Genomic DNA, 12,463 nt, shown 5'->3' with positions numbered 1-12,463 from the left:
TTTTTTTACAAGAGTTCCTTGGTTACTCCCAATCCAAACAATGCATAGTCATATTTTGCCGGATCTTTTTCATCAAATTTTCTAATTGCTACATCCAGCTCTTCCACTGTTTTCCAGTCATTCTGTGTTCTTGAAACAAGACCCAGTTTTCTTGAAATGTTTCCGGTATGTACATCCAGCGGAATAGACAGGTATTTCTGATCTATATTTTTCCAGATTCCAAAATCTACACCACGTTTATCCTTTCTTACCATCCATCTCAGAAACATGATAATCCTTTTAGCTGATGAATTTTTATAGGGTGAACTGATGTGTTTGTGGCTTCTGTGCTTTTCAGTCTCCAGAAAACTACTTCTGAATCTTTCTATGGCATACAGAAAATTTATTTCCGAATCTTTTACTTTGAATAAATCTTCCAGACTTTCATTTTCCTTATAAATTCTATTAAACTGCTTAATAAAGTATGAAAAATCCTGTCCGTTGAATGTTCTGTGAATGCTTTTATCCTGAATGCTTTCCAAATCTTTTTCAGAATAGTTCAAAACGAAATCATAGGGAGAATTCCCCATAATATCAAGCATTTTATTGGCAGAATTAATAATTGACTTCCTATTTCCCCAGGAAATTGTTGCAGCTAAAAAACCGGCAATCTCAATATCCTGTTTTAATGAAAAACGATGCGGAATCTGTATCGGATCATCTTCAACAAAATCGAGAGTGTTATACTGATCTGCTTTTTCATCCAGAAAACTTCTGAGTTCTTCAAAATTCAGCATATTCATTTAAATTTTTACACTTTCCAAGGCCTTTGGTAAGAATGAATTTGGAAAGACATTTCTGGCCTCATCTGTAAACACCGTCAAATCGGCATACCTATTCGAAAAATGGCCCAGGATCAGTTTTCCTACCTGAGCTTTTTGAGCAATAGTAGCAGCTTCCAGCGCTGTAGTATGTCCTGTATAATCTGCCATTTCTTTCAAGTCATGCAAAAATGTGGATTCGTGGTATAAAACCGTTACATTTTTAATGATTGGAATTACAGATTCAAGATATCGGGTATCACTACAGAAAGCATATGATACAGGTGGAGCCGGATCAACAGTCAGAATCTCATTTTTAAGAACGTAGCCATCACTTAATACAAAATCCTTTCCTGCTTTTATGTTATGATAATCACAGGTTTCAATCTCACTGTATTTAGCAATTTCCTGCATATTAAGATGCCTGTCCTTTGGTTTTTCCTTAAAAAGATAACCATTGCAATAGATCCTGTGATCTAAAGGAATGGTATATACCTCTACTCTATTGTCTTCATAGATCTTTTCAGAATAATCCTTATCCAATTCATGATAAACCACCTCAAAACCACGATGGGTTTCTGTAATCTGAAAGATTGTTTCCAGCATCTTCTTGATCCCTTTTGGCCCATAGACATGCAATGGATTATCCCTTCCCAAAAGACGGAAAGAAGCAATAAGACCAGGAAGACCAAAGCAATGATCTCCATGAAGATGAGAAATAAAAATATGGTTGATTTTTGAAAATCTAGCTTTTGCTTTTCTCAGCTGCACCTGTGTTCCCTCCCCACAATCGATCAGGAAGAGTCTTTCTTCCATTTCCAGCAACTGAGCCGTTGGTGAGGTATTGATAGTCGGAATGGCCGAGTTAAAACCTAATATTGTTAAATAAGTACTCAAATCAATAGTTTATTGAAACAAATGTACGACAGAAAATTGAAAACGTATATTTTACCGTCAAATTTAAAAGGAAAAGCATAGTGAACACCTCCTCAGAAATAGAGAAATGGTTCACTATGGCCTTATCATATTTTAATCAGTTACTTTTAAAAAATCCATAAACAAGTCTAGGGCCTGCTTACGGTGACTGATTTTATTTTTATCTTCAGGATCCATTTCTGCAAAGGTTCTTTCGTGCCCTTCAGGAACAAAAATAGGATCATAACCAAATCCCTTGAAACCTTTATTTTCTGTCAATAAATTTCCATGAACCCTTCCTTCAAAATATTTAGCCCCATTTTGATCATAGTAGCATAAAACAGTAACGAAGTAAGCCTTTCTGTTTTCTATTCCCTGCATTTCTTCCAATACCTTTTCAATATTTTTAGCGAAATCATGATCTCCTGCATAACGTGCAGAGAATATCCCGGGTCTTCCATCCAAAGATTCTACTACCAAACCGCTGTCATCACCTAAACTTGGAACTCCTGTCTTTTCAAAACAATACTTTGCTTTAATTAATGCATTGGCATGAAAAGAATCTCCATCTTCTACAATTTCTTCATGAATATTATAATCTCTAAGGCTTTTAACCGTACATTCATTCCCTAGAATCTGCTGAATTTCTTCTTTTTTATGTTCGTTGTGTGTTGCTACCAATAATTCCATGTCTATATTCATTTTCCAATTTTACTTTTTAGCTGCTGTTAATTAAATTTCAGAGTAATGTACTTTATATTTTTTCGTAAAAAGATAGTAGAACAAAGAGAAAAGTACAATTCCTGCGACCAGAATAAGCCATTCTGAAACATTTAAAAACTTTGCAAAACTTTCATTCTTTCCAAACAATACCAGCAGTGAAAGGGTTAGGTTATTAAACCCATGCAATAATATGGGTATAAGTAAGGATTTTGTTTTATAATATACCAATCCCAAAACGCAACCCAGCATTACTGCACTGATGAACTGCCAGGGATTTCCGTGAACGATCCCGAAAATAATGGAGGCATACAAAATAGCTTTCCAAGGTTCAACGCCCTTATTAATTAATCCTTTTTGAATAATCCCCCTGAATATAATCTCCTCAAAAATAGGAGCCATCATGACCGTCATAATCAGCATTATCGCGGGATCATCAGTTAATTGACTCATCAACTGGGTAAAGTATTCATAAAAATCTCCAAAAAATGGCCCTGTTATCGGGATCAGCGAGGTAATAAATTCTGAAATAAACATCATTCCCAACATCATAGGAAAGACCAGAAGATAAGTATAGAAGTTAACTGACGAAAAGTTGAAGTTAAGCTTCATGTTTGTAGTTCGCCTTACAATAAAAAAATCAAAAAAGGCAATAGCGGTAAGGAACCCTACTGAATTGGCCACCATAAGGAACCAATCCTTAAGTTCTAAATTTTCCTTGAAAGCTACTTTCCAAAAGGTGCTGAATAGAGAAACAGCCATTGTTCCTACAAACAACCCAACTACTAAGGTAACAGCGCCCAGCCATGTGAAAGTAAACTTCGGATACCTGCTATTTTCCATTCTTTTTCTCTGTAAAAATTTATAAAAACAAAGATAATTTTTTTGAATACTACAGGCAACTAAAAAGGAAAATACTTATTTTCGCTACCTCCGTAAATATTACAAAAAATAAGGTTCTCATCCGAGTGGAAGAACATTGTTTTAATTTATTTGAAAACCTCATAAAAAATCACGATTTTTGCAACTTCAAAATACGATATGTCAGACTTAATCAAAGAAATACAAAAAAGAAAGACCTTCGGGATCATTTCCCACCCGGATGCCGGAAAAACTACCCTTACGGAAAAACTACTACTTTTCGGGGGTGCAATTCAGGAAGCAGGTGCGGTAAAATCCAATAAAATAAAAAAAGGAGCTACCTCCGACTTTATGGAAATTGAAAGACAGAGAGGGATCTCTGTAGCCACTTCCGTATTGGCTTTTGAATATAAAGACCATAAAATTAACATTCTTGATACTCCTGGTCACAAGGATTTTGCTGAGGATACCTATAGAACCTTAACTGCCGTAGATTCTGTAATTGTTGTAATTGACGTTGCAAAAGGGGTTGAGGAACAAACTGAGAAATTGGTTAAGGTTTGTAGAATGAGAAACATTCCGATGTTGGTATTCATTAATAAACTTGACCGTGAGGGTAAGGATGCCTTCGATTTGCTGGATGAAGTTGAACAAAAATTAGGATTAAGAGTTGTTCCGCTTTCCCTTCCAATTGGTATGGGAAGCGACTTCCAGGGAATTTATAATATCTGGGAAAACAATATCCAGTTATTCCTTGAAGAGAGAAAGCAAAAAGTAGGTGAATCTATTACTTTTGATGATATTAACGATCCTTCCATTGATGAGGCGATAGGTCCAAAAGCTGCTCAAACACTGAGAGACGAGCTAGAGCTTATCCAATCAGTATATCCTGAATTCAGTCGTGAAGATTACATGAACGGTGATCTACAACCGGTTTTCTTTGGTTCTGCCTTAAACAACTTTGGGGTACGTGAATTATTGAATGCATTCATTGAAATTGCTCCAATGCCACAGCCTAAGGAGAGTGATCTTCGTATGGTAAAGCCGGAAGAAAATAATTTCACAGGATTTGTTTTTAAGATCCACGCTAACATGGACCCTAAGCACAGAGACAGACTTGCATTCGTAAAGATTGTTTCCGGAACATTCAAAAGAAATGAAAACTATCTATTGGTAAGAGAGGGCAAAAAAATGAAGTTCTCATCACCCAATGCATTCTTTGCTGATAAAAAAGAGGTGGTAGAGGAAAGTTTCCCTGGTGATATCGTGGGTCTTCATGATACGGGAAGCTTCAGAATTGGTGATACCTTAACAGGTGGCGAAAAGCTAAGCTTCAAGGGTATTCCAAGTTTCTCTCCTGAACATTTCCGTTATATCAATAATAATGATCCGCTTAAGGCTAAGCAATTGGCTAAAGGTATTGATCAGTTGATGGATGAGGGAGTTGCACAGCTGTTTACTCTGGAAATGAACAACAGAAAGATCATCGGAACTGTGGGGGCACTTCAGTACGAAGTTATCCAATACCGTCTGGAACATGAATATGGTGCAAAATGTACCTACGAGCCTTTATCCATGCATAAGGCTTGTTGGGTGGAAGCAGATGAAAAATCTGAAGAGTTTAAGGAATTTGCAAGATTAAAACAGAGATTCCTAGCCAGAGACAAATACAACCAGTTGGTATTTTTGGCAGACTCATCATTCACTATTCACATGACGCAGGAGAAATTCCCGAATGTGAAGCTGCATTTCATCAGTGAATTCAGAGATCACTAAGTAAAAGGGCAAAATCGCCAAAATATAGATCCGCAGATAACTTCTGCGGATTTTTTTATGATATGCTTTCTGGAAATTACCCCGTTAAAAATTCTTTGAATTTTCGCCACCCCTCTGGATGAGGGGAATTTTTAGATTTCCAATTTAATATTTGAAGAAAACACCAAGCTTTCCAACAATTTCATGTTTCAAACGTAGAAAAATGCTTTGTAAATCTCTTGTAAAACAAGTGCAAAATATTGAAAATGTATCAATTATAGTTTTACGAATACAATACATTCCATTTACAAGGACTTCGAAAGCTTCATGACTAATTTTACTTCATCAAAAAATTAATGTTATGAAAAAATTCATTTTACTAGCAGTTGTATCAGGTACATTCATTATGTGTGGTAAAAAAGGTGAGGTTTCATCAGCTAAGATTGGTGAAGCTGTACAAAGTATAGACAGTGCTGCCGCTGTTGCTACAGAAGCCATTGATAATGCCAATACAACAGCCAGCCAAGCTCTGGACTCTGCAAGCATAAGAATAAAGGATATTGAAAACACCAAAAATGAAATCCAGCAGAAAATAGAAAATACATCCAAGATTGTAGATTCTTTATCAGATAAAATTGCTTCTACAAAACTGGAATCAAAAATTGAAAAAAAGGATTCTGCAACCAAGAAATCTGAAAAGATCGTGGTGAATGTTCCTGCTCCAAAGGTAATCAAGGAAACAAAGATTATTTATAAAGACAAGCCTAAAAATGACAGCTATGAACTGAATATGCCAAAAGATAAAATGGTAAAAACAGGATATCTTGTGATAAAGGCTGATAATGCAGAAACTGTAAAAGAAATTATCCGAGAAGAAGCCATTAAAAATAACGGTTACATTAAAAGTGAAAATCTTTCTTACGCTGAATCAGCCAATCATCGTGAAGAAGGCCAAAAAATATACAGTATAGACATCAAGGTTCCTATCCAGCATTTTGATGGTTTAATGGAAGCTCTCAACGCTAATATAGGAGATATAGATACTAAAGACATTCAGGTTTCAGGACATAATTATGCTGATAACACCATCTGTAGTATCAATGTAAATATTACAGATAAAACTGAAGCTGAAAAAGAACCTAAAACTTTCGGTGGAAAATCTTTGGCAGCGATAGAGTCAGGCTGGGATGTCATTACTTCCATATTTCTGTTTCTACTTCCGTTGTGGCCTGTATTTCTAATTGGTGGTATTGGATACTATTTTTATAAAAAGAAAAACAAAAACATTCCTAATAAAGATTCTCAATAGATTTTAAAGTCCATCCTCAGAGGTGGATTTTTTATTTTAAGTTTTGGCTAAAGCCAGGTGAATAGGGCTTATTTATTTTTTAAGCGGGCTGAAGCCCACTCCTATTGAATAGTATAGCTATCACAATTGGTATTGAGGAGCACGATAGCCCATAATAAAAATAGCCCCGATAGCAACGGTTACCCCACAGCAAGATCTGGCCAATGCATTGGAGCGAGGAGTATGAGTGAATAGCGGGAAGAAGCTACTGAAAATAAAAAAGGCCTCCAAATCGGAAGCCTTTTACATTATTTCATATTCACAACTTTGTCTACAACAAACTTTGTGTTTCCTCTCCAGGGAAGAGCGCCATTGTATTCCTTGTAATGGAGATCAAAGGTTTTACCACTGTTGGTTTCCAATTGCTTGAAAACTTCAGGGTCATCTACAGAAAACTCAAACTCATAGCTTGTAAGGCCTCCTGTTTTTCCTTTTCCGAAACCTTCCTGAATAAGTTTGCCTTCATAGGTTTTGAAGATATAGCCTTTTTTCATGGCATAATTCAGATATCCGGATTTCACGCCTTCTCCGAAAACGAAGAAGTACTTATACCATACAAATACTCCTAACAATAGCAGTACGACACCTAGGGTAATCCACAAAGATTTTTTCATAGAGAGTGTGTTTTATTAAAATTATTTTGCAATACTTCTGGAGATCACGATTTTCTGGATTTCAGAAGTTCCTTCGTAGATCTGAGTGATTTTTGCATCTCTCATTAATCTTTCTACGTGGTATTCTTTCACATATCCGTATCCACCGTGAATCTGTACAGCTTCAATAGTAGTATCCATTGCTACCTGAGAAGAGTATAGTTTTGCCATTGCACCGCTTTCAGAGATATCTTTTCCTGCATCTTTTTCACACGCAGCCTTGAAGCATAGCATTCTTGCTGCAGTGATCTGAGTAGCCATATCTGCTAATTTGAATGCAATTGCCTGGTGATTGATGATTTCTGTTTTGAAAGCTTTTCTTGTTTTAGCATATTTCAAAGCCATTTCATAAGCTCCTGAAGCGATACCTAAAGCTTGAGAAGCAATACCGATTCTTCCACCGTTCAATACAGCCATAGCAAAGTTGAATCCAAACCCATCCTCACCAATTCTGTTTTCCTTTGGAACCTTTACATTGTTGAAGATCAAAGAATGTGTATCACTTCCTCTGATTCCCAGTTTATCTTCTTTTGGTCCGATTTCAAAACCTTCCCATCCTCTTTCTACGATGAAAGCATTGATTCCCTTATGTTTTTTCTCAGGATCTGTTTGTGCAATTACGATATAGTAAGAAGCAGTTCCTCCGTTTGTAATCCAGTTTTTGATCCCGTTTAATAGATAGTAATCTCCTTTGTCTTCAGCAGTTGTTTTCTGAGAAGTTGCATCAGAACCTGCTTCCGGCTCAGATAAAGCAAATGCTCCTATTACTTTTCCACTTGCCAATGGAGTAAGATATTTTACTTTTTGTTCTTCAGAAGCAAACTTTTCAAGACCAGCACAAACCAATGAATTGTTTACAGACATTACAACAGCTGCAGATGCATCTATTTTTGCAATCTCCTCCATTGCCAACACGTAGGAAACACTGTCCATACCTGCTCCACCGTATTTTGGGTCTACCATCATTCCTAAAAGCCCCATTTCACCCATTTTCTTCACCTGCTCTACAGGGAACTTCTGGTCACGGTCTCTTTCAATAACTTCAGGTAATAATTCGTTTTGTGCAAAATCTCTTGCTGCCTGCTGAATCATCAGCTGTTCTTCCGATAAATTAAAGTCCATAAAAAAAATAATTAGATAGCCGTAAATTTACACTTTTTAAGCAAATCTGAAAAAATAAATTGGAATGGTAGAAAAGGCTGAAATAAAGGCAACTGGAAGAGCTTTTGGATTCAGGTAATGAAAACCGGAAAACCATGGAAATATTAAAAGGAAATAAAACAAAAACTATTCATTTTTAAAAAGTTGCATTAGTGAAATAATTTAATAGTAAAAACGTCTCTATCCTGCTTACGGCCTCCTTTTTGATGAAAAATATTATGGTAAGCATTTAACTAAATTTCAATTATTAGAATCAGAGGTCTACAATTAAAAAAAATGCTTATATTTAAATTTCTTTATAAATTATTTAAAAAATCATGACGATCAAGAGATTATTCGATATTCCGCACTATGCTTTAGAAAAATATCCTAAAACGGATATGTTTGTTACAAAGTATCATGGTGAATGGAAAAAAACTTCTACGCAGGAGTTTATCAATGAGGGAAATAAGATATCCAGAGGATTATTGAAGCTAGGTATAAAGCCTGGTGATAAGATCGCTTTGATAACCACCAATTCCCGTACGGAATGGGCTATTATGGATTTTGGACTTTCACAAATCGGTGTTGTTTCAGTACCGGTTTATCCTAGTATTTCCTCAGAGGATTACGAATTTATCTTCAACAATGCAGAAATACAGTATTGTTTTGTTTCTGACAAGGAACTTCTTAATAAGGTAATGAAAGTAAAACACAATATCCCAAGTCTACAGGGAATCTTTACTTTCGACAATATAAGTGGAGCTGCCAATTGGAAAGAAATCATGGATCTGGGTGAAGATGAATCTACACAAATTGAGGTGGAGGACCTTTCCAATGCCATCAATACTGAAGATCTCGCAACAATCATCTATACTTCCGGAACTACGGGAAGACCTAAGGGAGTAATGCTTACCCATAATAATATTGTATCCAATGTATTAGGTTCTATCCCAAGGATTCCTAAGAAAAAAAGTCTGGACTATAAGGAAACAAGAGCGTTAAGCTTTCTTCCTATCTGCCATATTTTTGAAAGAATGCTTTTTTATCTGTATCAATACAATGGTTTTTCTCTTTACTTTGCCGAGAGCATTGAAAAAATGGGTGAAAATGTAAAAGAAGTGAAGCCTCACTATATGACTGTAGTACCAAGATTGGTAGAAAAGGTATATGATAAAATATATAATACAGGATCTTCTGCAGGCGGATTAAAGTCCAAGATCTTTTTCTGGGCTTTGAATCTCATTTCCAAAAAGAAAGTTATTTCCAAGCCATCAGGAATTCAGGAAATGATTGCTGATAAACTGGTTTTTTCTAAATGGAGAGAAGGTTTAGGAGGTGAAATTGTCACCTTGGTTTCCGGATCTGCAGCATTGTCTACAAGATTGAACTTAATGTTCCAGAATGCAGGGATTCCAATTTTGGAGGGATATGGTTTAACCGAAACATCTCCGGTAATTTCTGTAAACAGTTTCGACAAGATGAAAGTGGGAACTGTAGGAGTACCATTGGATAATCTAAAGGTAAAGATTCAGGAAGATGGTGAGATTACCGTAAAAGGGCCGTCTGTATTTAAGGGATATTTTCAAAACGATGAGATGACCAGAGAAGCCTTTACTGAAGATGGGTTTTTCAAGACCGGAGATATTGGTCATATTGATAATGAGGGGTTTTTACAGATCACAGACCGTAAAAAGGAAATGTTCAAAACATCCGGTGGTAAATATATCGCTCCCCAAACCATTGAAAACCTTGCTAAAGCTTCAAAATTCATTGAGCAGATCATGGTTGTTGGTGATGGTGAAAAAATGCCATGTGCATTGGTACAGCCTGACTTTGAATTTGCAAGGAACTGGGCCATGAGAAATAATCTCAATATCGGCTCCACACCGGAAGAAATTGCTAAAAGCACTGAGCTGAAGCAGAGAATTGAAAAGGAAATGGAGGGAATCAATGAGCATCTTGGAAACTGGGAGAAAATCAAAAAGATTGAATTGACTCCTGAAATCTGGAGTATTGAAGCAGGACTTCTGACGCCAACGCTAAAACTGAAAAGAAAAGCAGTAAAAGAGAAGTTTATTGCTCTCTATAATAAGATGTATGATCATCAGGAATAAAATAAAAAAACTGCTTCGTTATGAAGCGGTTTTTTTTATGACTTCACTTGGGTTTAATCATGTTTTGGCTAAAACTAATTGAATATCTTATTTCTTTAATGAAAATAGGCCAAAGCCCATTGCTGTTGAATTTATAGATTCTCACAACCCTTGCTGGCAATACAGCTTTTCAAAAGACTTTAATTATTAAAACAAAAAAAAGCTGCTTCATTTCTGAAACAGCTTTTATATTATTTAAAATCGAATAATTAGAATTTAATTACTGATTTCATTTTTTCGTTTTCTTCCATTACCAACTCGTCGTCAACAAGGATTTTTCCAGAATGCTCATCAATAATAATTTTCTTTCTCTGAGCGATTTCCATCTGCTTTTGTGGAGGAATAGTAAAGAAAGACCCTTTTGGAGCTCCTCTTTCTAATCCTACTACAGCAAGACCGTTAATAGAGTTTGTTCTGATTCTGTTGTAAGAAGCTAATAATCTTTCGTCAATTTTACCAGCGAATTCTTTAGATTGCTCTATTAAGTATTCTTCTTCTTTCTGAGTTTCAGAGATCAAACCATCCAATTCTTCTTTCTTGAATTTCAAGTGATTTTTTAAATCGTCGATCTTTGCAGTTAGTTCACTTAAAGTTTCGTTTTTGTGAGCAATTTTAACTCCGAATTCCTTAATTCTTTTTTCAGCAAGTTGAATTTCCAGGTCCTGGAATTCAATTTCTTTCCCTAATGCTTCAAACTCTTTATTGTTTCTTACATTATCCTGTTGAGATTTATACTTCTCAATTAAAGTTTTTGCATGGTTAATAACTTCATGCTTTGTTTTGATCTGATCGTCCTGATCCTTAATGTCTGCATGAAATTTTTCAGCTCTTTTTTCAAGACCTTCAATCTCGATTTCAAGATCTTCAACTTCAATTGGCAATTCTCCTCTAGTATTTCGGATTTCATCCAATCTTGAATCAATGATCTGTAAATCGTATAAAGCTCTTAATTTTTCTTCAACTGAAATATCGTTGGTTTTTGCCATATTTAAATGAAATAATTTACTGGGTTTGTTTTTTCAATAGATTTTGAAATTGCAAATGTACTAAATTTTTGTGATAAAATTTCAAATAATTGTTGAGTTACAAATTGTTCTGATTCATAATGTCCTATATCACAAATCAACATTTTGGACTCTGCCAGGAAATAGTCGTGGTATTTGATATCTCCGGTAAGGTAAGCATCACATTTCTTGGAAACTGCAGAGCGAATTCCGCTGGCTCCAGAACCTCCCAGAACCCCTACTCTTTTAATTTTTTTGTTGTTGAAAGAAGAATGTTTTATGACTTCAAGACTGAACTTTTCTTTTACAAATCTTAAGAAATCCTTTTCATCCATCTCTTCTTCCAGGTCACCATACATTCCCAATCCGGTATGATGATTTTTGTTATCCAGGCTATATAGCTGATGGGCAACTTCTTCATATGGATGAGCATTTTTCATTGCTCCGATGATCTGGCCTTCCTTATAGGTTTCAAAAACTACGGAAATCATATCTTCATCAGCATTCTCTCGGATATTTTGCTGTCCGGAAAAAGGATTTGAACCTTCTATTGGTCTAAATGTTCCGTTTCCATTGACTGTAAAACTGCATTCGTCATAAAATCCTATACTTCCTGCTCCTGCAGCAAACATAGCTTCTCTTACTTTATCTGAATGCTCCTTTGGAACGAAAACCGTAAGTTGTTTTAAATTCTTTTCCTTTGGCTGAAGGATTTTCATATTCTTTAATCCCAGCTCGCTGCATATTCCATAATTCACTCCAAAGAAATCATTATCAAAGGCTGTATGAATGGCGTAAATGGCAATTTTGTTTTCAATAGCCTTTAAAACTGCTCTTTCTACATAATTTTTTCCTGTTAGGGACTTCAAACCCGAAAATATAATGGGATGAAAGCATACAATCAGGTTGCAGTTTTTCTCAATGGCTTCCTCTACAACATTTTCCAATGCATCATGACAAACCAGAATTCCGGAAACATCACGATCCGGAACACCACACAGTAATCCTACGTTATCAAAATCCTCTGCCTGTCTGATACTTATTTCTTCTTCTATTTTTGAAATTACAGCTCTTAGCTTCATTAGTCTATATTTTTACAGTTACAGCGAAG

At 35.7% G+C, this 12,463-nt stretch carries 11 protein-coding genes; 3 read left to right on the top strand and 8 right to left on the bottom strand.

All coding sequences use genetic code 11. The features are described from left to right. Window positions 1–5: 5 nt before the first annotated feature. From EG359_RS21435 to EG359_RS21420, 4 genes are all read right to left on the bottom strand, one after another. Complete coding sequence (locus EG359_RS21435; RefSeq protein WP_076354373.1) at window positions 6–776, bottom strand: TIGR02757 family protein; 771 nt, start codon at window positions 774–776, stop codon at window positions 6–8. Window positions 777–782: 6 nt separating this feature from the next. Next, window positions 783–1,697 (bottom strand): ribonuclease Z, encoded by a 915-nt coding sequence (locus EG359_RS21430; RefSeq protein WP_076353852.1) that lies wholly within the window; start codon window positions 1,695–1,697, stop codon window positions 783–785. A gap of 132 nt (window positions 1,698–1,829) precedes the next feature. Beyond that, the gene (gene rdgB / locus EG359_RS21425) at window positions 1,830–2,417 is read right to left on the bottom strand and encodes an RdgB/HAM1 family non-canonical purine NTP pyrophosphatase (protein ID WP_394343624.1); all 588 of its coding nucleotides are present in this window, start codon (window positions 2,415–2,417) and stop codon (window positions 1,830–1,832) included. Window positions 2,418–2,447: 30 nt separating this feature from the next. Next, a complete protein-coding gene (locus tag EG359_RS21420; protein WP_076353850.1) occupies window positions 2,448–3,278 on the bottom strand; it encodes a CPBP family intramembrane glutamic endopeptidase in 831 nt (276 codons plus the stop codon). 198 nt (window positions 3,279–3,476) lie between these two features. Between EG359_RS21420 and EG359_RS21415 the strand changes: the two genes are divergently transcribed. Next, window positions 3,477–5,072, top strand: a complete 1,596-nt coding sequence (locus EG359_RS21415; protein ID WP_076353848.1) for a peptide chain release factor 3 — start codon at window positions 3,477–3,479, stop codon at window positions 5,070–5,072. Window positions 5,073–5,412: 340 nt separating this feature from the next. Further along, entirely contained in the window at window positions 5,413–6,360 is a 948-nt protein-coding gene (locus tag EG359_RS21410; RefSeq protein ID WP_076353846.1) for a DUF4349 domain-containing protein, read from the top strand. Window positions 6,361–6,647: 287 nt separating this feature from the next. Here EG359_RS21410 and EG359_RS21405 read toward each other — a convergent pair whose 3' ends face one another. Further along, window positions 6,648–7,013, bottom strand: a complete 366-nt coding sequence (locus tag EG359_RS21405; protein WP_076353844.1) for a hypothetical protein — start codon at window positions 7,011–7,013, stop codon at window positions 6,648–6,650. A gap of 21 nt (window positions 7,014–7,034) precedes the next feature. Continuing rightward, on the bottom strand, window positions 7,035–8,174 hold the full coding sequence (locus tag EG359_RS21400) for an acyl-CoA dehydrogenase (RefSeq protein WP_076353842.1): 1,140 nt from the start codon (window positions 8,172–8,174) through the stop codon (window positions 7,035–7,037). A gap of 356 nt (window positions 8,175–8,530) precedes the next feature. Here EG359_RS21400 and EG359_RS21395 point away from each other — a divergent pair, with 356 nt between their 5' ends. Next, window positions 8,531–10,309, top strand: a complete 1,779-nt coding sequence (locus EG359_RS21395; RefSeq protein WP_076353840.1) for an AMP-dependent synthetase/ligase — start codon at window positions 8,531–8,533, stop codon at window positions 10,307–10,309. A 248-nt stretch (window positions 10,310–10,557) separates the two neighbouring features. On the opposite strand, the gene EG359_RS21390 is transcribed toward EG359_RS21395, so the two are convergent. Together EG359_RS21390 and EG359_RS21385 are read right to left on the bottom strand one after the other, a co-directional pair. Further along, complete coding sequence (locus EG359_RS21390; protein ID WP_076353838.1) at window positions 10,558–11,334, bottom strand: zinc ribbon domain-containing protein; 777 nt, start codon at window positions 11,332–11,334, stop codon at window positions 10,558–10,560. Between the two features lie 2 nt (window positions 11,335–11,336). Further along, window positions 11,337–12,434: a Nif3-like dinuclear metal center hexameric protein gene (locus tag EG359_RS21385; protein WP_076353836.1), complete on the bottom strand. Its 1,098-nt coding sequence runs from the start codon at window positions 12,432–12,434 to the stop codon at window positions 11,337–11,339. Window positions 12,435–12,463: the final 29 nt, after the last annotated feature.

The organism is Chryseobacterium joostei (assembly GCF_003815775.1).
GTDB lineage: Bacteria > Bacteroidota > Bacteroidia > Flavobacteriales > Weeksellaceae > Chryseobacterium > Chryseobacterium joostei.
This window is presented reverse-complemented; position numbering and strand designations above follow the sequence as displayed.